Source organism: Paraburkholderia tropica (assembly GCF_014171495.1).
Lineage (GTDB): Bacteria > Pseudomonadota > Gammaproteobacteria > Burkholderiales > Burkholderiaceae > Paraburkholderia > Paraburkholderia tropica.
This window is the reverse complement of sequence record NZ_CP049134.1, coordinates 2,145,663-2,171,951: the sequence shown is the minus strand read 5'-3', so window position 1 is coordinate 2,171,951 and position 26,289 is coordinate 2,145,663. Positions and strand designations below refer to the sequence as shown.

Sequence of the window (26,289 nt, the reverse complement as noted above, 5' to 3'; positions counted from 1 at the left end):
GGGAGAAACGACATGTCCGACAAGCATCTGTCCAGCCAGTTCGACGCCGACCTGAACCTGATTTCGTCGAAGGTGCTCGAAATGGGCGGCCTCGTGGAATCGCAGATCATCACGGCGATGCAGGCCCTCAACGAGTTCGACGGCGAAGCCGCCGAGCGCGTGATCGCCGCCGAAGACCGCCTCAACACGATGGAAGTCGAGATCGACGAAGAGTGCAGCAACATCATCGCGCGCCGTCAGCCGGCCGCGCGCGACCTGCGTCTCGTGCTCGCGATCTCGAAGACCATCACGAACCTCGAGCGCGCCGGCGACGAAGCCGAAAAGATCGCCAAGCGCACCAAGCGCCTGATGGAAGACGGCGCCTCGCGCGCGGTGAACATCGCCGAGATCAAGGTCTCGGGCGAGATGGCCGTGTCGATCCTGCGCCGCGCGCTCGACGCGTTCGCGCGTCTCGACACCGTGGCGGCCGCGCAGATCGTGCGCGACGACAAGGCGATCGACGAGGAATTCCGTGCTTTCGTGCGCAAGCTCGTGAGCTACATGATGGAAGATCCGCGCACGATTTCCGTGGGCCTCGACTATCTGTTCATCGCCAAGGCGATCGAGCGGATCGGCGACCACGCGAAGAACATCGCCGAATTCATCATCTACATCGTGAAGGGCACCGACGTGCGCCACAAGTCGCGCGACGCACTCGAGCGCGAAGCGCTCAGCTGATCCTTCACATCACGTTACAACGGTTTAACAGGTCTTAGTGCCAGAGGTGCCGATGCCCAGCAGCATTCTCGTCATCGAAGATGAGCCCGCGATTTCCGAGCTGATTTCCGTGAACCTGCAACACGCGGGTCATTGCCCGATTCGCGCGTACAACGCGGAACAGGCGCAGAACCTGATCAGCGACGTGCTGCCCGACCTCATCCTGCTCGACTGGATGTTGCCGGGCAAGTCGGGCGTCAATTTCGCGCGCGATCTGCGCAACAACGAGCGCACGAAGCATATTCCGATCATCATGCTGACCGCGCGCGGCGACGAGCAGGACAAGGTGCTTGGCCTCGAAATCGGCGCCGACGACTACGTCACGAAGCCGTTTTCGCCGAAGGAACTGATGGCGCGCATCAAGGCGGTCCTGCGCCGCCGCGCGCCGCAGCTCACGGAAGACGTGGTCGCCATCAACGGTCTCAAGCTCGACCCGGCCACGCACCGCGTCGCGGCGCACGCCGAAGGCTCGGAGATCAAGCTCGATCTCGGCCCGACCGAGTTCCGTCTGCTGCACTTCTTCATGACGCATCCGGAGCGCGTGCACAGCCGCACGCAACTGCTCGATCAGGTGTGGGGCGACCACGTGTTCGTCGAGGAACGGACCGTCGACGTGCATATCAAGCGTCTGCGTGCCGCGCTCAAGCCCGCGGGCTGCGATGCTATGATCGAAACGGTGCGCGGCAGCGGCTACCGGCTCGCCAAGAGCGCCTGAACCGGCAAGCGGGTGAGCGGGGCGCTCAGTTGCTGAGCCGCTCCGAAGCCTGAGCGCCCGCGCTCGGGCGGCAGTACGCCGGTGACGCAGCGCAAGCCTGCTTGATGCGCGCGCCGGCGCTTTCCGATTCCGCAGCGCCCCGGTCCGGACTCCTCTTCTCATCGATCGCAGGAACATGAACATCATCTGGGCGCGCGCCCTCGTATCGATCGTGCTGCTTGCGCTCGTCTGCACGGGCGTCGGCGCGTTTTTCGGCGTGAAGCTCGCACTGGCGCTGGCCGTCGCGCTGCTGGCCGCGCAAATGGTTTTCAGCACGTTCCACAAACAGCGCCTGTGGCGTCTGCTCGACGCGCCGGTCTACGGCGAAGTGCCGAGCGCGCCGGGCGTGTGGGGCGAAATCTATTACCGCCTGCACAAGCTCGCGAAGCGCTGGCACGCCCAGGTGCGCCAGGTCGAACAGCAGCACTCGCGCTTCATCCAGGCCATTCAGGCGTCGCCCAACGGCGTGGCCATGCTCGACGATCACGATCAGATCGAGTGGTGCAACGCGATTTCCGAAGTCCATTTCGGCCTCGACGCCAAACGCGACCTGCGCCAGCACATCACCCATCTCGTGCGTCAGCCCGACTTCGTGCGCTATCTGAATTCGCACGACTACAAGGAGATGCTGATCATGCGCGGCATGGGCACGAAGCGGCAGAACGTGCTCTCGGTGCAGGTGTTTCCCTACGGCGACAATCGCAAGCTCGTGCTCTCGCAGGACATCACCGAACTCGAACGCACGGACGCCATGCGCCGCGACTTCGTGGCCAACGTCTCGCACGAACTCAAGACGCCGCTCACGGTGCTCTCGGGCTTTCTGGAGACGATGCGCGAGTTGCCGCTGTCCGAAGACGAGCGCAACCGCTATTTCGACCTCATGGAGCAGCAGGCGTCGCGCATGCGTCACATCGTGACCGATCTGCTCGTGCTGGCGAAGCTCGAAGGCGAAGGGCGTTCGCCGGGTGATCAGATGATCGACATGCGCGCCGTGCTCGTCCACGTGCGCGAAGACGCGGAAAGCCTCTCGGGCGGCCATCATCGGATCAGCGCCGATTTCGACGACGGGCTCTCGCTTACGGGCTCGGAAACCGAAATTCTCAGCGCGCTGGGCAATCTCGCGACCAATGCCGTGCGCTACACGCCCGAAGGCGGCAAGGTGCATCTGGCGTGGCGCGTGGAAGGCGGCCAGGCGGTGTTCTCGGTCACCGACACCGGCTTCGGCATTCCGGCCAGCGACATTCCGCGCCTGACCGAGCGCTTCTATCGCGTGGACCGCAGCCGTTCGCGCGATACGGGCGGCACGGGTCTCGGGCTCGCCATCGTCAAGCATGTGCTGCAGCGTCACGATGCGGCGCTCGAGGTGAAGAGCGAAGAAGGGCGCGGCAGTACGTTCACCGTGCGCTTTCCGTCGGCGCGTACGACGCGGCGTCAACCTGCGCCGGTGTGAGCGCGGTGGGATGGGTGGCGCATCGCGTAGTACATGGTTTCACCGGCGCCCAATAAAAAAGCCGCTTCGTTCGAAGCGGCTTTTTTACGCCATCGGCAAAGGCGCGGGCTTCAGACGCTTCAAACTTTCACGAACAGAACTTCGCGAGCAGGCTCATCTGCGCGTTGCGCACGGCCTTGCCGGCGCGGCGGCGCTTGTAGTGGCCGTCGCTTTGCATGAGCCACGCCGACTGGTTGTCGCCGAGGAAACACGAAAGCCCTTCGGCGATCACGCGGCGCTTCAGGCGGCGATCGTGAATCGGGAACGCGACTTCGACGCGGCGGAACAGATTGCGGTCCATCCAGTCGGCGCTCGACAGATAGACGTTCTCCGCGCCGCCTGCGTAGAAGTAGTAGATGCGATGGTGTTCCAGGAAGCGCCCGACGATCGAGCGCACCGTGATGTTCTCCGACAGCCCCGGCACGCCCGGCTGCAGCGAGCACACGCCGCGCACGATCAGATCGATCTTCACGCCCGCCTGCGAGGCTTCGTATAGCTCGTCGATCACGGTGGGTTCGAGCAGCGCGTTCATCTTCGCGACGATGCGTGCTTTCTTGCCCTGGCGCGCGGCTTCGGCTTCGGCGCGGATCGACTCGACGAGCTTCGGATGCAACGTGAACGGCGACTGCCACAGTTCGTGCAGTTGCAGCTCGCCGCCGATGCCGGTGAGCTGCTGGAACACGTGATGCACGTCCTCGCAGGTCTTCGGCTCCGAGGTCATGAGGCCGAAGTCGGTGTAGAGACGCGCCGTGCGCGGATGATAGTTGCCGGTGCCGAGGTGCACGTAGCGGCGCAGCTGCATGCGGCCGTTCACGGGTACGCGGCGCACGATCAGCATCATCTTGGCGTGGCACTTGTGGCCGACCACGCCGTACACCACATGCGCGCCCACGGCTTCGAGCTGCGAAGCCCAGTTGATGTTGGTCTCTTCGTCGAAGCGCGCGAGCAGTTCCACGACCACCGTCACTTCCTTGCCGTTGCGCGCGGCCTGCATGAGCGCGTCCATCAGCGGCGAGTCGGTGCCGGTGCGGTAGATGGTCTGCTTGATCGCGACCACGTTCGGATCGTTGGCGGCTTGCAGCAGCAGCTCCAGCACGGGCTGGAAGCTTTCGTACGGATGATGCAGCAGCACGTCGCCCTGATCGATTACGTCGAACATGTTGCTGTTGGCCGCGATGCGCTGCGGAATCGCGGGCACGTGCGGCACGAACTTGAGATCGGGGCGATCGACCATCTCGGGCAACTGCATGAGGCGCACGAGATTCACCGGGCCGTCGACGTAGTAGCAGTCCTTCTCGTTCAGGCCGCTCTCGTCGAGCAGACGCCGCACGAGGTGCACGGGCGTATCCGCCGACACTTCGAGGCGCACCGCGTTGCCCAGATGGCGCGCGGGCAGCTCGCCTTGCAGCGCGACGCGCAGATTGGTGATTTCGTCTTCGTCGACGAACAGCTCGCTGTTGCGCGTGATGCGGAACTGGTTGCAGCTGCGCACCACGAGGTTCGGAAACAACTCGCCCACGAAACGTTGCAGCAGCGAGCCAAGCAGCACGAAGCCGTGCTGGAAGCCCGACAGTTCCTGCGGCATCCGCACGAGTCGCGGCAGCGCGCGCGGCGCCTGCACGATGCCCATCAGCGCCTGACGGCCGAAGGCGTCCTTGCCTTCGAGTTCGACCACGAAGTTCAGGCTCTTGTTGAGCACGCGCGGGAACGGGTGTGCGGGGTCGAGGCCAATCGGCGTGAGCACGGGCAGCAGTTCGTCGAGGAAATACCTGCGCGCCCAGGCGGTCTGCGCTTCGTTCCAGGCGTCGGTGCCGTGAAAGTAGATGCCTTCTTCTTCGAGCGCGGGCAGCACGGTGTCGTGCAGCATGCGGTACTGGCGGTGCACGAGGCGCTGCGCGCGCTCGACCACGAGTTCGTAGACGTGTTGCAGCGACATGCCGTCGGGCGAGAGCACGCCCGGGTTGTCGCGCATCTGCTCCTGCAGCCCGGCCATGCGGACTTCGAAGAATTCGTCGAGATTGCTGCTGGTGATGCAGATGAAGCGCAAGCGCTCCAGCAAGGGAACGGTGGGGTCGGCGGCCTGTGCGAGCACACGCTCGTTGAATCCCAGAATGCCCAGTTCGCGATTGAGAAGGGGGTAGCGGATGGACATTGGCAGTGAACGCGGAATTTCGGGGGATGATTCGAACGGACGCTCGGAAATTCTCACAGTAATATGACTTTATTGTGACAATTGGTGTGTCATAAATTCTACGCCGCATTTTCACGTGTTCGACACCTTGGGCGGCAATCATGCACAGTGGGTCAGGGTGTCCCCGAAAGTCCCGTTGCGGGCGTTTCTGACCGTCACTCGCGCGAGGTGCGACATGACGAAGTCGGGTACGCTTAAAATGGCATATTTGGACAACGCGGCCGCTGCTCAACGAGCCCGCATGACCGCGTTCGCACGCATGGAGCCCGCCCCCTCGATGGTCACCAATCCGCAATTGCTTGCCGCCGTCGACCTCGGTTCGAACAGCTTTCGTCTGATCGTCGGTCGGGTCGAAGAAACCGACGCCGGCAGCCAGATCTACCCGGTCGACGCCCTGCGTGAACCCGTGCGCCTTGCCGCGGGCCTGTCGAAGGACAAACAGCTCGACCGCGCCTCGCAGGTGCGCGGCTGGGACGCGCTCAAGCGTTTCGGCGAACGTCTGCGCGACTTTCATCCGGATCACGTGCGCGCCGTGGCGACCAACACGCTGCGCGTCGCCAAGAACTCGCGCGAATTTCTCGGCGAGGCCGAAGCCGCGCTCGGCTTCCCGATCGAAGTGATCGCGGGCCGCGAAGAAGCGCGCCTCATCTACGCGGGCGCGGCGCATTCGGTGCCGGCGAGCGCGGGCAAGCGCTTCGTGGTGGATATCGGCGGCGGCTCGACCGAGTTCATCATCGGTTCGCACTACACGCCGATCCGCATGGAAAGCCTGTATATCGGCTGCGTGAGCCATAGCCGCCAGTTCTTCCCGGCCGGCAACGTCGACGAATACACCATGCGCCAGGCGGAACTCGCCGCCACGCGCGAAATCCAGATCATTTCCTCCGACTACCGCGCGACCGGCTGGGATCAGGCGATCGGCTCCTCGGGCACGGCGCGCGCGCTGGCCGAACTCGTCGAGGCGAACGGCTTCAACGATGCGGGCATCACGCACGGCATTTCGCGCGGCGGCCTGGAACGCCTGAAGCGCGCGCTGATCAAGGCGGAGAACGTCAACCGGCTGAAGCTCGTCGCGCTCAAGCCCGACCGCATTCCGGTGCTGGCGGGCGGCTTGTCGATCATGATCGCCGTGTTCGACGAACTGGGCATCGATTACGTCGACACCACCGACGGCGCGCTGCGTCTGGGCGTGCTCTACGACCTGCTCGGCCGGTCGCAGCACGAAGACATGCGCACGGTCACGGTGGAAGGCTTCATGCGCCGCTATGGCGTGGATCGCGCGCAGGCGAGCCGTATCGCCGAACTCGCGGTGAGCTTCTACGACCAGCTCGAAGAACCCGACGCGGAGCGCCGCGAGGAAAGCCGCAACTTCCTGAACTGGGCGGCGTCGCTGCACGAGATCGGCCTGTCGATTTCGCACAGCGCGTATCACAAGCATTCGGCCTATATCGCCAGCAACGCCGACATGCCGGGCTTCTCGCGCACCGACCAGGCGCGTCTCGCGGCGCTCGTGCTCGGCCACGTGGGCAAGCTCGGCAAGCTCTCGCAGGCGCGCGACGTCGAATGGCCGCTGCTGTTCTGCCTGCGTCTGGCCGCGCTGCTGAGCCGCCGTCGCGCCGATGTCGGCCTGCCGCACATCAAGGTCATGCGCGAAGGCGAGGGCTTCGAGGTGCTGCTGCCGAACGCCTGGGTGCAGAACAATCCGCTCACCGATTACAACCTCGTTCAGGAAGCGGCGGAGTGGGGCAAGATCGGCATTCCGTATCGCGTGGTTTATACGGAAGAGTGATCGCGCGCTCAGCGCGTTCTGCACGACCTGCGTGACGATGTGGACATGAAAACGCCCGGCTCAATGGCCGGGCGTTTTGTTTTGCGACGTCGTGAATGCGGTGAAGCCGCGGTGGATCAGCGCGTGGCGGCCTCGCCGAGGAAGTGGCGCGCGTAACGTTCGTTGATGTCCGAGAGACGGAACAGCGTCAGGAAGTCGGCGGTGTTGAAGTCCGGATCCCAGGCCGGCGCGCCGCAGATCTTCGCGCCGAGACGCAGATAGCCCTTGATCAGCGGCGGCGGCACGGCGCTGCCGCCCGTGCGCAGTTCCTCGACGGGCAGCGGCGTGTGCGGGAAGGCGCGGTATTCCGGATCGGTCAGCGCGTTCGCGCCGAGCGAGGCGTAGAGATTGGCCGCGTAGTGGCCGCCGTCGGCCATCGCCACGCTCGCGCAGCCGAGCATCGTCTCGTAGCCGTTATGCGTCATGTAGGCGCCCAGACCGCCCCACAGCGACATGATGACCGAGCCGCTGCGGTAGTCGGGATGCACGCACGAGCGGCCCACTTCGACCATCTTCGGACGCAGATGCGCGAGGCGCGACACGTCGAATTCGCTCTCGGCGTACAGGCGGCCGATGCGCGTGGCTTCGTGCGGCGGCAGCACGCGATAGGTGCCGACGACCTTGAGCGTGTCGAGATCGCGCACGATCAGGTGATCGCAATAGTGGTCGAAGGCGTCGACGTCGAGACCGGCCGGGCCGGTCAGACGCGCGCCCATTTCCTCGGCGAACACGCGGTAGCGCAGGCGCTGCGCTTCGCGCAGTTCTTCGTCGCTGCGAGCCCAGGCCACCTGAAGGCGGTGCTGCGCGGTGACCGTTTCTTCGGCGCGCGGCAGACGCCGATTCGACTCGAAGAGGCTCGAGGCGAACGGCAGGGTGGGCATCGGCAGATCTCGCATGGGGCGTCCTGGTCGGGAAGTAAGAGAACTTTCCCGGCAATTTAGTAATACGCGGTTACGTTTCCATGAAAACGCAATGACGATTCGATGACGCTCTGTAAGGCTGACAGAGCGGTGCGAGGCCGTTGTGCGGTTTAGTGACGCCGTTTGCGGAATTTCGGCGGGTTCAGGCGGGCTTAGGTGGCATTCAGGCGGGGAGTCGCGCCGCGAGCGGCGGCGCGTGAGGAGAGGGCGACGAAGGCGCGCGATCTTGCGCGCGACGTGGTGCGCAGTCGCGCAGTGTGGCGCCGATCAGACGAGTTCGGGCGTGATGGCGGCGAGCAGGACGGCTGCGCCGTCGCCGTTGCGCTCGCGGCTTTTGATCCAGAGGACGCCCGACTTCTTCACGGGCCAGCCGCGGCGGTCGCTGTCGTGCGACAGGAGGTGCGCGGCGACTTCGCCGAGCGTCGGCTGATGGCCGACCACGACAACGGTGGAGGCGATGCCGTCGGGCCAGCCGGCGGCGGTGAGCACGGCGTCGACGCTGGCATCGGGCGCGATTTCGCGCACCACGCGGTACTGGTCGGTGAGCGCCTCGGCGGTCTGGATCGTGCGCGCGGCGGGGCTGGCGAGGATCACGGCGTCTTCGGGCAGACGTGAGCGCAACCAGCGCGCGACGTTCTGCGCCTGCTTGCGTCCCCGTGTGGTGAGCTGGCGCGCGAGGTCGCTGGACGCAAAGTCTTCGGCTTCGGCGTGGCGCCAGAGGATGAGATTCATGAGCGGCTCTCCTGGGAGATGGGCGAGATGGGCGGGATGTCGCGAGGCGCGGGGTTCGTTATTTTTCGCGGTTTCGTTTTTCGCCGGTGTTTTGCCATTGTAGGGAGCATGGGGTGTGCCGGCGAAGGGTGCGGCAGGGTGTGGATTGCCCGGATTGCTGCCCAGCCGGGAAGCGTCGAAGGACTGCCGGAAAAACAAAAAGCCCAGCCGGTTAAGGCTGGGCTTTTTGCTTGAAGCTGTGGTCGGAGCGATAGGATTCGAACCTACGACCCTCTGATCCCAAATCATTTCTCGCGTAGTCCGGATTGGTTCGGTAAGGTTCGCGCCATCTGAAAAGTATGTTTATTTTCAATGCATTGTCGGATTTGCGTATCCGTTTCGGTCCCATTGAGTTCGGTTGAATTCGGACGGAATCCGGTAATATACCGGTAACGTAACGACGACGGATCACCGGGGTATGGGGAAGCTTACAGTTAGGGTAATAGAGTTGGCGAAAAGAAAGGATAGGGCATACTGTCTTTCGGATGGCGACGGCCTGCGCGTTCGCGTTGCAACGGACGGAACGAAGAGTTGGCAGGTCAAATACACAGTTGATGGCAAGGAAACAACGGTAACGCTGCCCCGTCGCTACGGGTCAAATACTGACGCCGCCCGCCTGTCACTTGCCGATGCAAGGCATGAAGCCGCTACCATTCGCGCTCTGGCGCGGAGCGGCGTCGATCATCAACAGAAGGTGAAAGATGATCTCGAGGCGCAGCGTCGCCAGCGCGAGCAGGAGCAATCGGAAGCCAGAACCGTGCGAGATTTGTACGACGCATGGTTCCCCACAATCGCCACAAAGCGAGGCAAGCGCGGACGAAAGGACGGCGGCAGTGAGATCGTCAGAACATTCGCGAAGTTCGTCCTTAGCGAAATCGGCGACAAAACATTAACCCAGTTGTACGCGACAGACGTGCGGCCGATTCTTACGCGAATCTCGGATCGCGGCGCGAACAGACAGGCCACGGCTTTACTTGTTGACCTGAAGCAGATGTTTCGCTGGGGTGATCAGAATCAGCCGTGGAAGCGCCTACTCGCAAGTAGCGACATCTTGGCCATTCGCGCCGAAGACATCGTAAGCGGTGGCTACGACCCGGTTAGGGACAACGAGCGCGACCGAGTTTTGAGCGAGGCCGAAATCCGTACGCTCGCTCAGCTCATACCGAAAGCCGAACTATCGCTCGCAATCCGTTCCGCGATCTGGATTATGTTGTCTACAGGGACGCGTGTGGGCGAGACCGTCGCTGCGTGCTGGAAGCATGTCGACCTCGACAAAAAATCGTGGCTCATCCCTGCCGAAAACGCGAAGTCTGGCGTTACGCACAATGTGCGCATGTCCGACTTCACGCACTCGCATTTTGCTGCGTTATGGGATTGGCGCGAAAGCCTCCCGGAAGAGCTGCGCAGCGAATTTGTATTTCCATCAAGCCGAAACCACCTCGCTGCACTGAACAACCAGACTGTCGGGAAAGCTTTGGCAGATCGACAGCGCCCGGATCGCAAGCCGTTGCCCGGCCGAACAGAGCACACGAACGCATTACTACTCGAAGGCGGGCAATGGAAGTGCCACGATCTGCGGCGAACCTGCGGAACGCTGATGCAGAGTCTCGGCATCGCGGAAAGCATCGTGCATCGATGCCTCAACCACGCCCGAGCGGACAAGCTTGATCGAGTCTACTTGCAGCACGACTATGCCGATGAGATGACACATGCGTGGGACGCCTTGGGACAGCGCCTCCAGGTTCTGACCGAACTAACCACGACGCCGGTATAGCACCCAATTTCAGTCCGACTCCTGATCGAAGAGTGTGGCGGTCGGGTTTTGACAGGATTGCACGCATCTTAGAGGATGATACAGTTCTAGCTCTGCCTAACGCGGTCGTCTGTGGATACGACCGATGTTGAGAACCCCGCAGTTTGGGAATCGGGTCGGGCAAAGTATTCCAGGGCTCGGAAGCCCTTTATCACCACCTGCCTTCGCGAAGTCATGCTCGCAGGTGTGCAGCACCATAAGCGCCCAGACGCGCTCACATGTCAGCCTCGTCTTCGTGCGGCTTGGTGTGTGATGGTCGATAAAGGACTCTCTGTGTGTCTGGAATATTTTCGAGCCGAACCATCAACTCAAACTGATTGCCATGGGTTCAAAACTCTCTATCGAGCGGCCGCCAACTAGCGCGGCCCCTCTCTATCTTGACTCCCCCGGCTCCGTCGACGACGCACACGCGTCTCGAGGTGAAGCGATCAATCATCCAGTGACATACGACGACTTGTCGCGCGCAGCGCGTCGTCAACTCGCTGCACATAATTGCTCGCCTTCTCTTGGCGCAAATGAGCCGACATCTACCAACCAACTCCCCCACGATAACCAGTACGCAGATCGCCGGTCAGATTAACGGCAATCCAAATTTCGGCGCGAACGATGCCGCGAAGATTATCGTCAACCAGGTGAACAGCAACAGCCCGTCACAATTGCGCGGTTATGTCGAGGTCGCGGGCGCAAGAACCGCTGCTGTCGTGATCGCAAACAGTTCGGGTCTGGTCGTTGACGGCGGCGGGTTTATCAATACATCGAAAGGCATCTTAACAACGGGCAACCCGATAATTGACAGTGGCGGCAATCTCACCGGGTTTAACGTAACGAGCGGTACGATCACGCTGCAGGGCGCGGGCCTGAATGCCTCGAATATCGACGAGGTGGACCTCCTGTCGCGCGCCGTGCAGGCCAACGCTGCAATTTACGGCAATACGTTGCACGTCGTCACCGGGTCCAACAGCATCGACTATGCGTCGCTCAATCCGACACCGATCGCGGGTAGCGGCCCGGCTCCAGGCGTCTCTATCGATGTCGCACAGCTCGGCGGCATGTACGCCAACCGCATCATTCTGGTGGGCAACGAAAACGGCGTAGGCGTCGCGAATGCCGGGACAATCGCAGCCCAGGCGGGGGACCTGACGCTGACGACTGCGGGTCAGCTTGTGCAGTCGGGCAAGATGAACGCGAGCGGCAACATCGGTGTCGTCGCAGCAGGCATCGCAAACACCGGGACAATTTACGGTCAGCAAAACAGTACGATCAGTTCGTCGGGGGCGCTGACGAATGGCGGAACGATTGCCTCGCAGCAGAACACGGTGATCAATGCGGCCAGCGTTGCCTCGAGCGGCCTTCTCGGCGCAGGCATCAACCCGGATAGCACGACTGGTACTGGTGGCAGCCTTTCAGTGACGTCAGCGGGCCTGCTCTCCGCGACAGGCCAGACCATGGCTCCGGGCACAGTTTCGCTCTACGGCGTGACCCTCGATCTCTCGGGCGCGCAGGTCTCGGCGGGAGGCGCGCTCGCGCTTACGGCGACCGGCGGCAATATGGGTCTCTCCGGCGCGAACGCGACAGCAGGTACAAGCTTCACGGTGGACTCCGCGGGTACGCTCGACTCAGGCAACGCGAAGCTCGGCAGCGGTGCGGCTATGCAGCTCACTGCTGCGCAGATTACGAACGCGGGCGGTCAGGCCGTCGCTGGCACGACGCTCAACGTCCAGACGGCGGGTGCGCTCGACAACCTGCAGGGCATTCTCCAGGCTGCCGGGCAGGAAACCATCGAGGCGGGTTCCGTAGACAATACCGAAGGCAAGATTCTCTCGCTCAACGCCGACGGCCTGACAGTCAACGCGAGCGGTGCACTCGTGAACGGCGCGGGCGGTGTGATTGGCGGCAATGGTAACGTTAGCCTCTCGGCAGGCTCTATCTCGAATGCAGGCCAGTTTTCAGCTCTGGGGAATGCCGCACTTGTTGCTCAGAGTATCAGCAACAATGGTGGCTCGGCGAGTGCTGGCGGAGCGCTCTCGGCCCAGGCGAGCGGTGCGCTCTCTAATATTGGTGGCCAGTTCTCGGCAACCGACGTCTCGCTCTCTGGTGCTTCGATAGACAACACCTCCGGCCAGATCGACGGCACGCAGGTTAGCGTCCTGACGCCAGGCGATCTGCTCAACCGTAAGGGCACGATCGAGCAGTCGGGGACCGCCGACCAGACGGTTAGCGCGGGCGGTACGCTAGACGATACCGGCGGCACCATCGCGACGAACGCGCAGAATCTGACGGTTAGCGGTGGCAACATTGTTAACGACGACGGCGAGATTCAGCACGCGGGGACGGGGGCTCTCGATGTCGCTGCAACGAATGCAATTTCCAACGCTAATGGGTCCATTGGTACGAACGGCGCACTCCGCGAGAGCGCCGCGAGCCTTGCAAACCAGGGCAGGATTCTCGCCGTCGGTAACGCGACCCTCAGGAATACGACCCTCGACAATCACGCCGGGTCGATTCTCGCAGGCGGTGCGCTCAACGCGCTGACGATCGGTGCGATGAACAACGAAGGGGGCGCGCTCAACGGTGTGGCGACCTCGGTTTCTGGTTCGTCCATCGAAAACGGCAACGGCGGCCAGATCGTTGGTACGACCGTCGCCGTTTCGGCATCGGGAGATCTCAACAACAGTGGCGGTACGATCCAGCAGTCGGGTACAGCGGACCAGACAATCAACGCCGGCGGTGCGTTCGAAAATGCAGGCGGGACTGTTGGTTCGAACGCGACAAACCTGACACTCAGCGGAGCCAGTATCGACAACGATGGGGGCGCGGTCAGTCACGCGGGCACCGGCACGCTCGCCATCACGACACCGGGTGTGCTATCGAGCGTCGCGGGCCAGATTGCGACGAACGGCGCGTTGAACTTGCAATCAGCGAGTCTCGACAATACAGGCGGCGTGCTTTCTGCGGAGCAGAGCGCTAACGTGAGCGCGGTGAGCGGTATTGCGAACGCGAACGGCGGTCAGATTTATGGCAATACGGGTCTGGCCGCCACGACGCAGGGCGATTTCAACAACGCGGGCGGCTCGGCGCAGTCTGGCGGCAATATCGTCATAACCGCAGGTGGTGCGCTCGGGAACGCGAACGGTGTCATTTCCGCGAACGGGGCTGTGGGTACGCTCGCGGTAACCGCATCGAGCGTCGACAATACCTCAGGCACCCTGACGAATTCGGGCTCGGGAAAAACGACGATCGCTGCGACGAGCGATATTGCGAATACCGGCGGCGTCATGGGTGGTAACGGCGACGTCGAGATCGACGCGAAGACGCTGAAAAACAATGCGAATGCCCAGCTCGTCGCCGCAGGCGCGGCAGACCTCAAAGTAACCGGTCAGGTCGACAACACGAACGGTCTCGCATACGGCGGTACGTCGCTCAACCTCGATCAGGCGGGCGTAGCGCTGGTCAACGGGAGCGGGAAAATCGAGGGTGGCAAGGACGTTTCGCTTCAGGTCGCGTCCATGTCCAACGGGGGTGGCGCGGTCAATGCGAACCACGATATCAGCATGAGCGGTGCGCTTTCGGGTGGCGGCTCAATGACCGCAGGCAACAATCTCTCGGTAACGCTGCCCGGCGACTATACCAACGACGGCACGTCGTCGTTTAATGCTGACAATAATCTGACGTTCACGTTACCGGGAACGCTGTCGAACAACTCGGTCCTTGAGGCGGCCAATGCGCTGACCGTCAATGCCGGAAAAGTCGTCAACGGCGCAAACGCTCACATGAATTCGGCGACGACGACCGTCAACGCGGCGAACGATATCAACAATGCAGGCGTCATAGAAGGCAACAACGTCACGACGAAAAGCTCGACGCTTGAAAATACTGGTGCGCTGATTGGCAACAACGTTGTCGTCAATGCGGGCGACGTGACCAACAATGGCGCGCAGGCGGTGATCGCCGGGGCCACCTTCGTTGGCGTCTATGCGTCGAATTCGATCACCAACGAGAACGGCGCGCTGATCTACAGCGGCGGCAATATGGAACTCGCGCGCGACAACGCGCGCGATTCGACGGGCCTGCTCGCCGACCAGACTGGCACGATTGAGAATAGTGCGTCGACGATCGAGGCGACAGGCAATATCGACGTCGCCGCTCACACGCTCAATAACGACCGTACGGGCGTCCAGACGCAGGCGGGTACGCCGGTTACGACGACGGGTTCGACGCTGACGCTGTGGACGGCGGGTATCCCCATCAGCGAACTCGGAAGCTACGAGAGCGTGACCTACCCTCAGTGGTATTTCAAGGCAGGGGCCGTCGGTACCGAGTCGATCCAGGTGCTCTCGAAGCCGCTCACGGTGACGCTGCCCGCATCCCAGGTCACGAACATCAATTCAGGTAACCAGACGTTTTCGCTGACGACTGCGCTGACCGATACGTACTATACGGACCTCTACTGCCCGGACTGCACGCCACAGACGCGCACGATTACGAATAACCCGACGCAGTATTACCAGAGCCTGACTCAAAATGCGAACGGCACGGTAACGATCAGCTTTTATCCGGACTACAATCCGAACGTAAATATCAATCCGGCGCAGGTCCAGGTGCGCTATGACCTCGGCACCGACAGCCACGATTACGTTGAGCTGAGCCGCACGGTCACGACGACGACGTCAACTGACCAGCTTCTGAACGCGGGCACAGCGGCGCTCATGCAGGCGCAGGGCGCGATCCGTATCAATTCGGACGGCGGCGCGATCAATAACAACTCGTCGACCATGGCGGCGGGCGGTGACCTCGTTCGTCGTGCGACGGGTGGCTCGGTCAACGATAACGGGGTCGTGTTGCAGCAGACCGGGAGCGAGACCGATACCTCGGTTTTCTACTGGCATCAGAAAACGGGTGGCAGCAACGATACGCAGACCGTCAACGATACAGCGGTGCCGCTGCCGACGACGACTGTCGCCGCGCTGCCCGCGATTGCGACGTCGAACCAGACGGTCGAGACCGACGCCGAGAACATCAATATCGGCTCCGTCAATCGCGTGGGCCAGACGGTAACGGGTGCTGGCGTCGCGGGCGGAGACGCCACAGGCATGCAGCTTGACAGCGTCAGCGGGGCAGGCAGCGGCCCGCAGGCGAGCGCCAGCGTTGTCAGTAACGGCAAGCGCCCGCAGACGCTTGGCAGCGCAGGCGTCGCGATTCCTGGTCTAGTCCTTCCCAAAAACGCGCTCTATTCATACAACACGGCGCCTGGCGCCGAGTATCTGGTCGAGACGAATTCGCGCTTTACGAGCTATACGCAGTTCGTTTCGAGCGACTATATGCTCAACGCGCTGGGGCTTGACCCGCAGAACGTCGAAAAGCGGCTCGGCGACGGCATGTACGAGGAGCAGCTCGTCATGAACCAGGTGACGCAGCTGACCGGTCGTACGTTCCTCGGTTCGTACACCGACAACCTCGACGAATATACGGCGCTGATGAACAACGGCGTTCAGTATGCGCAGTCGTTTGGCCTGAGCGTTGGTGTGGCGTTGACCCCCGCGCAGATGTCGGAGCTCACGACCGACATGGTGTGGCTGGTCAACCAGACGGTTACGTTGCCCGACGGTACGCAGCAGACCGTCCTCGTTCCGCAGCTCTACCTCGCGCAGTCGAACACGGTTGATCTTCAGGATAGTGGCGCGCTTGTGGCCGGTAAAGACGTCGATCTCAACGCGACGGGCGACGTCACGAATAGCGGCCACGTAGCGGGCGACGTCGCGACGACCGTTATAGGCAACAACGTCGTCAATCGCGGCGTCATCGGCAGCGGCGGCACGACGACCGTTCAGGCCGTGCAGGACGTCTCGAACCTTGGCGGGCGCATTGGCGGCGTCGATACGGTTGTCACGGCGGGCAACGACATCATCAACCAGAGCACGGTCGCGCAGGCGGCGGTTACGACCGGCAATGCGGGGTTCAGCTCGACCGCTACCGGTATGGCGGTCCAGTCGGTCGGGACGATATCGGCGACCAATAGCGCGACGCTGATCGCTGGGCATGACGTCGATCTGACTGGCTCGGCGATCCAGACCGGCGGCGATGCGACGATTGCGGCAGGCCACGATATCAACGTTGGAACGACAACCCTTACGGCAACGCAGGATGCCGGGATGACGGACGGCGAGGCGTTCGGGCATGCGACGGCAACGCACAACGTTGGCAGCACGATCACGGCGGGTGGCAACCTGACGACCGTCTCGGGCAACGATACGACGCTGACCGATGCGAAGGTACAGGCTGGCGGCGATGCGACGATGGTCGCGGCGGGTAACCTGACGGTGACCGCAGCGAAGGATGCCGCGACGTATAACGGCCAGTCGATGGGCGGCAAGATATCGGAGCATAAGGACTCGACGTACGACGAGAGCGTACAGGGCAGCAGCATCAATGCGGGCGGTAACGCGACCCTCGCGGCGGGCCAGGGCTCGACGGGTAATCTCTCGGTGCTCGGATCGTCGGTCACGACCGGCGGCGTCAATGGCGCAACGGGCGGCGCGGTCAGCCTGCAATCGACGGGCGATATCAACGTCGGCTCGGTCGCCGGGGAACACGACGCGTCGCACTGGTCGCATACGAACGAGTCCGGTTTCCTGTCGAGCGCCAAGACGACCGATTCGTCGACCTCGCAGCAGTCAATTGCGCAAGGTTCGACCGTCTCGGGCAATACGGTCGCAGCGAATGCGAGCCACGACCTGACCATCGCCGGATCGACCGTCGCCTCGACGGGCGACATGAGCCTCGCGGCGGGTCACGACCTGACCGTTACCACGACGCAGGATACGAGTCAGAGCAGCACGTTCCATGAGGAGCAGAAGTCGGGTTTCGGCGCGCTCTCGGGCGGCGGCGCGAGTATCAACTACGGGACGAGCGACCAGAAAACGACGACGCACGACAGCAGCGTCACGGATAACGGGAGCCTCGTCGGTAGCACTGGCGGTAGCGTTTCGATGACGGCGGGCAACAACCTGACCGTAACCGGTAGCGATGTCATCGCGGCGCAGAACGTTACCGGCACCGCGGCGAACGTGACCATCAACGCGGCGACGGATACCTCGCATCACGACGAAACCCAGGAGATGCACCAGAGCGGCTTTACGCTCGGCCTCGGGGGTAGCGTCGGCGACGCAATCAACAGCGCGGTCGCGCAGGGTCAGGCTATCGCGAGCGGCAACAGCGACGGACGCGCGACGGCGCTCCACGCGATCGCTTTGGGCGGCAACGCTGCAATGGCGGGCGTAGGTGCGGCGGGCGTGATGGGCGGCGCATCGGGGCCGAACGCGCCGAGTATCTCCGTGCAGTTGAGTTTCGGTTCGAGCCAGAGCAAGAGTACGTTCACGGAGGATCAGACGACGCAGAAAGGCTCGACCGTTCAGGCTGGCGGGACTGCGGCATTCGTCGCAACCGGAAACGGTACCCCGGGCAGTGGCAACGTAACGATTGCCGGTTCGAACGTCAGCGCAAACGATGTGCTGCTCGCCGCGAAGAATCAGGTGAATATTGTCAATACGACGAACACCGATACGACCGCGAGCACGAACAAGTCGAGCAGCGCGAGCGTCGGCGTGTCGTATGGTACCCAGGGGTTCGGCGTCTCCGCGTCCATGTCGAACGCGCACGGCGACGCGAACAGCGACGCCGCGATCCAGAACAACTCGCACGTTACGGGCGCGAACAGCGTCACGATTTCGAGCGGCGGCGATACGAACGTTATCGGCTCGGACGTCTCGGGCAAGCAGGTAACTGCGAACGTTGGCGGTAACCTCAACGTCAAGAGCGTCCAGGACACGACGGTCAGCACCGCGCACCAGAGCAGTACGAGCGGCGGCTTTAGCATCAGCCAGGGCGGCGGCAGCGCGAGCTTTAGCGCGCAGAACGGCCACGCCGATTCGAACTACGCCCAGGTCAATGAGCAGGCCGGTATCCAGGCGGGTAGCGGTGGTTTTGATATCAACGTCAAGGGCAATACGAACTTGACCGGCGCGGTCATTTCGAGCACCGCCGATCCGTCGCAGAATAACCTCACGACTGGCACGCTGACCTTTAGCAACATCGAAAACAAGTCGCACTACAGTGCGGCGAGCAACGGTATCAGCGCGGGCGTCGGCGTGGGTAACACAGGTAAAGCAACCGGACCCGGCTCGGTCAGCGGAACGGGTGGCGTGGTGCCGATGATTTCGCAGGACTCGAACGGCGATTCGAGCGCGACCACACTTAGCGCGATCAGCACGGGCACGATCAACATTACGAATAAGAGTGTGCAAACGCAGGACGTCTTAGGACTCAGTCACGACACAACCAATACGAACGGCACGGTCGCGAATACGCCGAACTTGAACAATCTCCTGTCGCAGCAGGCCGATACGATGCAGGCAGCGCAGGCGGCGGGGCAGGTCGTGGCGCAGGGCATCGGTGCGTATGCCGATTCGAAGCGCGACGCGGCACTTAAGGCGGCGCAAACGGCAGTCGATAACGGCGATCCCGACGCGGCGAGTGCGGCGCTCGCGGACTATAACAACTGGAAGGAAGGCGGCAACTTGCGCGCCGAGCTGCAAGCGGCTGGCGGCGCGTTGATTGGTGGCCTCGGCGGCGGTGGCGTCTTTACGACGATTGGCGGAGCTGCGGGGGCGGCGCTCTCGTCCAAGCTCGCGGACCAGACGCAGTCGGTTAGCGATTCGGTCGCCGGTGCAACGGGCTCGACGATCATCGGGAATGTAACCGGCAATATCCTCGCGAACCTTGCGGGCGCGCTGGTTGGCGGTTCGGCAGGTGCGGCGGCGGCTTCGAACGTCGATCTGTACAACCAGACGATGGATACCAAGAACAAGGCCGCGAATGCAAAGGCCGAGAGCCTGACGCAGCAGGCCGCCGACTTGTACAACGAGATTCAGCAGGGACGGCAAGCCGTAAAAAATACGATTTCCTCGACCGTCAGTGGCGTTATCGGGCAGATCAAGGCGCATAACGGCCAAAATCCTCCAGCCGATCCGAACCCGCTCGTACAGGCGAATGATGGCGGAAATACGCCGTCCGGTACGGCGGGAGCGGTAGTAACGCCTCCAGTCGTCGCATGTGGTCCCGGTGGCGCATGTGTAGTATCGCCGCCGGTTGCTACGCCCGGAGCATCCGGCGGTACGCCATCTAATGCGACTCTGTCATCGGGGGACGACAATGGTGGCGCAAACAATGGAGCCGGAAACGCACCAACTCAACCTGTGAGTAATCCGAGCGGTGCCGCCCGTGCCGCAGCAAATAGCGGCAACTGGTCATCAGGTTCTCTGTCTGAGACGGTCGCTAACATCGCGGGACCGAATCCGGAAATTTCATACACTAATTCTGGCAAGACGATCTATACCAACCCTACGAACGGCAACTCGGTCGTCTACGACAACGCAGGGAATTACTATCGTGTAACAAATGCCGCCGGACAGTACCTAGACCAAAGTGGAAACCCGATGCCGAACAACGTGCCGCTTGTTGGGGCGAACAAGACGACTCAGACAGGCGTACCGTCTGGCATTCGTCAAGCCTTAACGCACTACAATAATACCGATCCAAAGAATTGATGGTGATGAATATGCGGATGAGAGAATCGACGTTCGTAGGATTGTCGTCTGAGTTTCAAGTTGCCGAAGGAGCTGAGTTTCGGCTCTCCGGCGCATTGTCTGAATGGCTATTTGCGACAGGTTTCTGGCGTGACTTCAATGCAGCGCACGGCACGATGTTCGACCAATTCGAAGAGGACGAGGCTGGCCAGGACGTTGTGAAGGAAATTGCTGCTTCGATAGGCGAGAGGATTGGCCAGCTTCGAAGCGGGCACGAGCAACCTTTCGAATTCGTGTATCGGCGGCTACCTGACGGATCTTCGATTACTGCTACGGTAGCCCCGAGTGACGCAATTGACGAACTAGCTAAATTACATAGATTCCTGCTCGAAGCATCAGAGAAATGCGCTCTCGTTTCCGTAAATCTTTGAGCTGGTCTAGCGATTGCCGGAGCAATGGTAGCCGGGCTCACTGCTGGAGTCATAGTGATTTTCCAGATTGAAGGGAAGGCCGAACTGGCCTAGCCTAGTGCTACTCGGCTCCGCTCGGCGTTGAAGTCTCTCAGAAGCTACGGCCCATCCTCGTACGCGTCGCTGACGGACGACCACGGCAACTACATACAGGTGGCCGGTGGCGGCGTTACTTGCATGGTTGAGCGGTACGAGAACGGAACCAATACGCGCGAGCGCGCGTATCACGACAAACCAAGCCCGATCAGGCCGGACGGACTGTTCTCGTGTTTAGAGCGGGAAATATTGTGATGCGATCCGACGAGTGGTTTACGACGGACCAAGTCGTCGAACTATTTGCTGCGTTTCTCAACGGCGATGCCTTTCCTGATTGTGTGCATTGGCGGAGCGCGCCCGGATTTTAGAAGGACGTAGGGCGTAGGGGTGGCTAATAGCTGCCCAATTATCGTTAGGCGTAGCGTAAAAAAGGTGGGCGCCTGCCATAAATAAATTAGTAATGGAAAATAAAAAGATACTTACGGGGTTGCCGCTCGCGGTTCTCGTCCCTCTCGCCGTCCACGCGCAAGTCCCTCCCGACGCAGCCGCTCGCACGAACGCCGAACAGCAACAGCAGGTAGAGCAGCGCCGCGACGCACAGCAGCGCGCGGCGACCATCGCCGCACCCGTTGTCCGCTCGACTGCGCCCGCAGTGGGAGAGTACCCCGTCCTGCCTGTCGAGACGCCGTGCTTTCAGATCAACACGTTCACGGTTGACGTCCCCGATACGCTGCCCGAGGTCGCTCGCGTAAAGGGGGCGTCCGCGTTGCCCATGGACCCGTTCGCGTTCCTGCACGACTGGCTTCGACACTACGAGGGGCAATGCGTCGGCAAACAGGGCCTCGATCTGCTGACCAAGGGGCTGCAAAGAGTCATTCTGAGTCGTGGCTACGTCACGACGCGCGTTCTGCTTCCGACTCAGGACCTCTCGAAGGGGACGTTGAAGTTCTCTCTCGTGCCTGGCGTAATCCGCAACCTGGAGTTCGCCGACGCTGATACGCGCGGCACTCTAAAAAGCGCATTTCCCACTAGGGACGGAAACGTGCTCCAGTTGCGCGACCTTGAGCAGGGCCTCGAGCAGATGAAACGGGTGCCGAATCAGGACGCAGCGATGCAGATCGTTCCCGGTGCCTCGCCCGGCGAAAGCGATGTCGTAGTGACCGTCAAGCGTACAAAGCCGTGGTCGCTCGTCGTGTCGGCGGATAACTCGGGGACGCGCGAAACAGGGGGCTACCTCGGTAGTGTGACGCTCGGGCTGTACAATCTTCTCGGCCTGAACGACGTTCTCTCAGGCGGCTACAACCAGGATTTGCAGTTCGGCGATCATTCACTGGGGACGCACGGGTGGAACGCGTCATACTCCGTGCCTTGGGGCTATTGGACCGGTACGCTCTACGGCTATACGAATACTTATTACCAGCAGATTGCCGGGGTTAACCAGACTTTCGTATCGAGCGGCAACGCGCAGACTGCGGGCCTGAAACTGGAGCGGGTTTTCTACCGTAGCCAGAGCGACAAGTCAGGTATCGAGCTCCAGCTTATCAAGCGGTTCGGCGCGAGCTTCATTGAGGATACTGAAATACCTCAGCAGTATCGCGATAACACGTTCATCGAAGCTGGGCTGACTAATCGTCACTATTTCGGCGCAGCGCAGTTCGACGGTACGCTTGCCTATCGTCAGGGTATCGGTGCGCTCGGGGCGATGCCAGACTCGTCGGACGGCCCCACCTATTACTTTCACCTGGCTATGCTCGACGCGAACCTCTCGGTGCCGTTCGCGGTCGCCGGACAGACGCTTCGCTACGTCGGCACCGTGCATGGGCAGTTCACGAACGACCAGTTCAATTACATTGACGACCTGACGATCGGCAGCCGTTACACGGTGCGAGGCTTCAGCGGCGAGACGATGCTGGCAGCTGAGAAAGGCTTCTATTGGCGGAACGAACTCCAATATCCGCTCGGCCAGTCGGGGCAGGTTCTTTACGCCGGCATCGATTATGGCCACCTTTGGGGGCCGTCAACCGCGTACCTCGCCGGTACGCAACTTTCGGGCGCGGCCATCGGCCTGAAGGGTTCGATATCGACGGGTTTGGGTACGTATGGCTATGATGTGTTTGCAGGAACGCCGATATATGCGCCGTCTGATTTTCCCGCATCGAGGATTACGCTCGGTTTTCAGTTCACCGGGCAATTTTGAAGATGGAAAAGCCGGTGATCGGCACGATATCGCATGAGCAAACAAACGAGGCAAGAAAGTCCGGCGATTGCTGGCGGGGAGACGGCAGATGAGCGATAGACCAATTGTCTTGAGGAGCGCCTGTATCAAGCTGCTCTCGGCAACCGAAGCTGACCCGCGGAAGTCCCATCAGCACGAGTTCAACGGTGTCGCGCAGCTCGAGCAGATATTCGGAAAGGAGAGCTTTGAACGAGAGGCCGTCTTCTCGTTGAGGGGGGAGGCCATCACTGACAGAGCAAAAGTCACCTGGTACGACGCTCGGAGGAAGCATCCAACGCGATCCGAACACCGTCTTTATTTTCGGGAAAATAAGGTGATGGCCCGCGCCCGCGAGGGCGATAATATCCTCATCGGTTTCGACAATCGAAACGAACTGCATTGCGTACTGATACCAAGCGGGACAAGCGGCTACCGCAACGACATTTCCGGCTGGGAAGTTGCGACTGACGTAAATACCTGAACTCGCCGCTGGCAAAGCGGCGTCCTCAGCTGCCTGGCTGCAGAATCGTATCTATTGAATGCTCTGACGAGGAAAAGTGGTATTAGATCATGGTAGACGAGCTCTGTTCCCTTGCTATACGACGTTCAGTTTGACTTTGCGCTTGCCGCTAGTAGAGCCCGCGTCCGTCAAAGTTCAGGCATCACCACTTACAGCTGCCTTGACCAATTGCGCCTGCATTCAGCATGAATCCTGTCTTCTGATTCTTTTTCTTATTGGTGTAGACCATGGAGGAAACTTCCGTTCCCTGCGTAATCATTTCGTACTCACCGGTCGCCTGTCCGTTGTATATCTCAATCCATGTTGTGGTCTCCTGATCGGGCGCATCCTTGTTCAGAGTTTCCTCCGCTGAGTTGGCGAGGACCAGTGGGATCGGTTGTTTTGAGTTTTGGTATCTTACGAAGCCGGACGAGAATTTGCTAGCTGAGTCGTAGTACGTTCGCATCTCAAAGTTGATCGGTTTCCCATTGCCGGAACTGAAACAGAATGTCTCGCTCGTTATTTCTGCATGCGCGACAAGAGGTAGAGCGAAGAGCGCAACCGCAAAGATGGATTTCATAAGCGTTCAAGTTCAGGGTTTTTGCAATTCAAGGGACGACGTGATGGTGTGTTGCATTGCGTAGTATTTCTTCTTGGGATGCGGCGGGTGGCCCACCATGACCGGATGTCCCTGAGCGTCCAGCACCGGTTCCTGCTGACTGTTTCGTCGCCACTCGAACGTCAACGATACAGAGGTGCCGGCAAAGATGTCATCAAGCAGCGCATTGCGCAGATAGAGAACGGACTGCAGTCGCACCTCGAGACCGTTCAGGTTCTCAATAGCGACATAGCCATTGACGTCTTTGCTGACGGTGATCGCCCTGTCCTGGCTGACACCGTCATCCATGTGGCCTAGCATATTGGACCGATTTGCGACATAAAAACAGGCACTGTCCACGCAGTTGTAGGCGTTGTGATGTCCGTCGTTGTCGCGAGCAATCAGAGCGTTCGGGTCCCACCCGAGTGCGGAATATTCGGCGGGCGCACTGCCTTGAGGAAATTTTCTGAAATTCCCATACGCCTGGTAGTTGTCCAGGTGGGTTAACTGGATAAGGCCACGGCCGTAGTACGGGTTATAGGACTTAGTTTCCCCTCGGATTTCCCGCACGTAATGGAGATTGCCGGTTTCCGGCACGACATGGGAGAAAAAGTGCAGTAGGCGTTGCCGCGAACCGGACACGCCGTATTTTCTTGTCGCCTGGTTAAACGGTAGCGCCCACGTTGCGGCGCGCGCACGCGCGTCGCTCCAGGTCGTAGTCGACGCGTGGAACTGCGTCAGGGTGAGATGAAGAAGGCTACGCGGGAAGCACCGCGCCATCTCATCCGCACTCAACCACCCACACCTTCTGAAATATCGGATGAACTGCAGTGGGTGGAAGAACCAAAGCTTGTCCTCAGTTATGCCGGTCTTATCCCAAAACTGAAATTTCTTCAGCAAGTCTAGGAATTTGGCGTAACCATCCGGGTTCGTCTCCTTCTGCTTCCCGTAGAAACCTTCCGGGTCGTTCAGCTTCGCATAGCGGATATCGTTGTGCGCGCTGTTCCACTCGGTCGGCGCCTCGCAAATAAACCCGCGCAACTGTGTGCGAACGGCCTCATGGTCTCTAACATAGTTGCTGAGAGCGTCTCCACTATCGGCCGCTGCGGCACTCCCCGACTGCGGCGCAATGTCACCAACAATTTTTTTGAGCGCGTCGACGTCGCACATTCCGTCGTCGCTGTACGGGGTGTTGCCTTCGCTGATCTTCTGCCATCCAGCGAGGAAAGGAAAATCTGCGTCGGACAGCACCGCGACACCGGGACCATTGACGTCCAGATAGCCTTCTTGACCCGGTGCATAGGCGACGCGAAGCCATGTAGTACGCGGGCTCGCCTGGGCCATCGGATGTGGATTGCCGCTTACACCCGCTGCAACGCTAGGCGGCGTATTGGCAGAAGTATCCGACAAAGTCGCCGGAGTCGTTAGTATGCGACCGAAGCGCATAAGTTCTAAGCCATCACTCGGGCAAGCGGGATACAGGTTCTTTGCGCGAGTTATCAGGCCATATTCAAAACCCGCCTCTTTCACGGGCTGTGGTGTGAGCAACGTACGTGTGCCGTCCTGTTCGACGCGCCAGCTCGATGTATACCTCGCGCCTTTATGAAAATATGTTTCGACATGCAGTGCGTAGTCCTGGTTGGTACCACCTTGAAGTGGAGGGAAGAGCGTGCCGTTGACCTTATTGTGCGCATCCGCTCCCGTAGGCCTAGCAAGGAACGTCTGTCCGGGACGGATCATGTAGTACGTGTGTCCCCAGCAGTCGCTATGGCCTGGCGTTACAGGTTGCGCGTTGCCGAGTTGCGTACTGGTGAAGTAGGCATCGAAGTCGCCAGGCAGCATGAAAATTTCGAAGTGGACGTGCCGCTGACCATGGCATCGACCCGGCAGTCCCAGCACATCTTTGCGGTACACCTTCTTGCCACCGCCTGCTTGACCCTCGTCAGGCGTTGGTGTCCTCAGGAATTCCGGCAAGGAATTCACCTGAACACCAACGCCCGCGTAACCGTCCAATTCCAGCAAGTGCATGTACAGCGAATAGAAGCTGATCGACCGACCGTCACCGGTCTCCGTCGTATGCTTGAGCAGAACGAATCCTGTGTTGCTGTCCAGCGCTCCGTCGCCGCCATCGATGGCTTTCTGTGCAACGCGGTACGCGACCACCTCGCCATCGGCGATCGCTCGCACGCGTTCGTTTTGCGTTCCGGGCATCAGATGGACACCGGTATGCCAGCGCCCGTCAAAGGCGATCGGGTAAATGCCGTGCGCCAGTTCGAACTGATCGACCGCATCCATCATCGGATCGGGGGCGTCGGGGTTACTTGAAGGCGCGCCCGCGGCGGCCAAAAAAGGAGGGCTGATAATCATT

General features: G+C 61.1%; 14 protein-coding genes. 8 read left to right on the top strand and 6 right to left on the bottom strand.

Going from position 1 to position 26,289, the window contains the following annotated elements:
• Positions 1-12: 12 nt before the first annotated feature.
• The 3 genes from phoU (at position 13) to phoR (ending at position 2,960) form a co-directional block, all read left to right on the top strand.
• Positions 13-717, top strand: coding sequence for a phosphate signaling complex protein PhoU (gene phoU, locus G5S35_RS09715; protein WP_065061353.1), 705 nt, complete (start codon positions 13-15; stop codon positions 715-717).
• A gap of 52 nt (positions 718-769) precedes the next feature.
• Positions 770-1,471 carry a phosphate regulon transcriptional regulator PhoB gene (phoB, locus tag G5S35_RS09710; RefSeq protein WP_027817258.1) on the top strand — a complete coding sequence of 234 codons (702 nt, stop codon included), beginning with the start codon at positions 770-772 and terminating at the stop codon, positions 1,469-1,471.
• Between the two features lie 175 nt (positions 1,472-1,646).
• Positions 1,647-2,960, top strand: coding sequence for a phosphate regulon sensor histidine kinase PhoR (gene phoR / locus G5S35_RS09705; protein ID WP_065061354.1), 1,314 nt, complete (start codon positions 1,647-1,649; stop codon positions 2,958-2,960).
• Positions 2,961-3,087: 127 nt separating this feature from the next.
• Here the strand turns inward: phoR and ppk1 are convergent, their stop codons facing one another.
• Positions 3,088-5,151 (bottom strand): polyphosphate kinase 1, encoded by a 2,064-nt coding sequence (gene ppk1 / locus G5S35_RS09700; RefSeq protein ID WP_065061355.1) that lies wholly within the window; start codon positions 5,149-5,151, stop codon positions 3,088-3,090.
• A gap of 238 nt (positions 5,152-5,389) precedes the next feature.
• Between ppk1 and ppx the strand changes: the two genes are divergently transcribed.
• Positions 5,390-6,979: an exopolyphosphatase gene (ppx, locus tag G5S35_RS09695; protein WP_065061412.1), complete on the top strand. Its 1,590-nt coding sequence runs from the start codon at positions 5,390-5,392 to the stop codon at positions 6,977-6,979.
• A gap of 116 nt (positions 6,980-7,095) precedes the next feature.
• Here ppx and G5S35_RS09690 read toward each other — a convergent pair whose 3' ends face one another.
• Positions 7,096-7,914: a GNAT family N-acetyltransferase gene (locus G5S35_RS09690; RefSeq protein WP_065061356.1), complete on the bottom strand. Its 819-nt coding sequence runs from the start codon at positions 7,912-7,914 to the stop codon at positions 7,096-7,098.
• 291 nt (positions 7,915-8,205) lie between these two features.
• A complete protein-coding gene (gene sixA / locus G5S35_RS09685; RefSeq protein ID WP_065061357.1) occupies positions 8,206-8,670 on the bottom strand; it encodes a phosphohistidine phosphatase SixA in 465 nt (154 codons plus the stop codon).
• Positions 8,671-9,127: 457 nt separating this feature from the next.
• Between sixA and G5S35_RS09680 the strand changes: the two genes are divergently transcribed.
• The 4 genes from G5S35_RS09680 (at position 9,128) to G5S35_RS09665 (ending at position 22,806) form a co-directional block, all read left to right on the top strand.
• The gene (locus G5S35_RS09680) at positions 9,128-10,483 is read left to right on the top strand and encodes a tyrosine-type recombinase/integrase (RefSeq protein WP_183038255.1); all 1,356 of its coding nucleotides are present in this window, start codon (positions 9,128-9,130) and stop codon (positions 10,481-10,483) included.
• Between the two features lie 554 nt (positions 10,484-11,037).
• Complete coding sequence (locus G5S35_RS09675; RefSeq protein ID WP_183038254.1) at positions 11,038-20,124, top strand: hemagglutinin repeat-containing protein; 9,087 nt, start codon at positions 11,038-11,040, stop codon at positions 20,122-20,124.
• Positions 20,124-20,534 (top strand): hypothetical protein, encoded by a 411-nt coding sequence (locus G5S35_RS09670; protein ID WP_183038253.1) that lies wholly within the window; start codon positions 20,124-20,126, stop codon positions 20,532-20,534. The genes G5S35_RS09675 and G5S35_RS09670 overlap by 1 nt, the downstream gene beginning before the upstream one ends.
• A gap of 535 nt (positions 20,535-21,069) precedes the next feature.
• A complete protein-coding gene (locus G5S35_RS09665; RefSeq protein ID WP_183038252.1) occupies positions 21,070-22,806 on the top strand; it encodes a ShlB/FhaC/HecB family hemolysin secretion/activation protein in 1,737 nt (578 codons plus the stop codon).
• Here G5S35_RS09665 and G5S35_RS09660 read toward each other — a convergent pair.
• The 3 genes from G5S35_RS09660 to G5S35_RS09650 all read right to left on the bottom strand — a co-directional run bounded on the left by G5S35_RS09660 (position 22,790) and on the right by G5S35_RS09650 (position 26,288).
• Positions 22,790-23,224, bottom strand: a complete 435-nt coding sequence (locus G5S35_RS09660) for a hypothetical protein (protein WP_181441098.1) — start codon at positions 23,222-23,224, stop codon at positions 22,790-22,792. The genes G5S35_RS09665 and G5S35_RS09660 overlap by 17 nt on opposite strands.
• A 262-nt stretch (positions 23,225-23,486) precedes the next feature.
• Positions 23,487-23,903 (bottom strand): hypothetical protein, encoded by a 417-nt coding sequence (locus G5S35_RS09655; RefSeq protein ID WP_183038251.1) that lies wholly within the window; start codon positions 23,901-23,903, stop codon positions 23,487-23,489.
• Positions 23,904-23,915: 12 nt separating this feature from the next.
• On the bottom strand, positions 23,916-26,288 hold the full coding sequence (locus G5S35_RS09650; RefSeq protein ID WP_183038250.1) for a M23 family metallopeptidase: 2,373 nt from the start codon (positions 26,286-26,288) through the stop codon (positions 23,916-23,918).
• Between the last annotated feature and the right edge of the window lies 1 nt (position 26,289).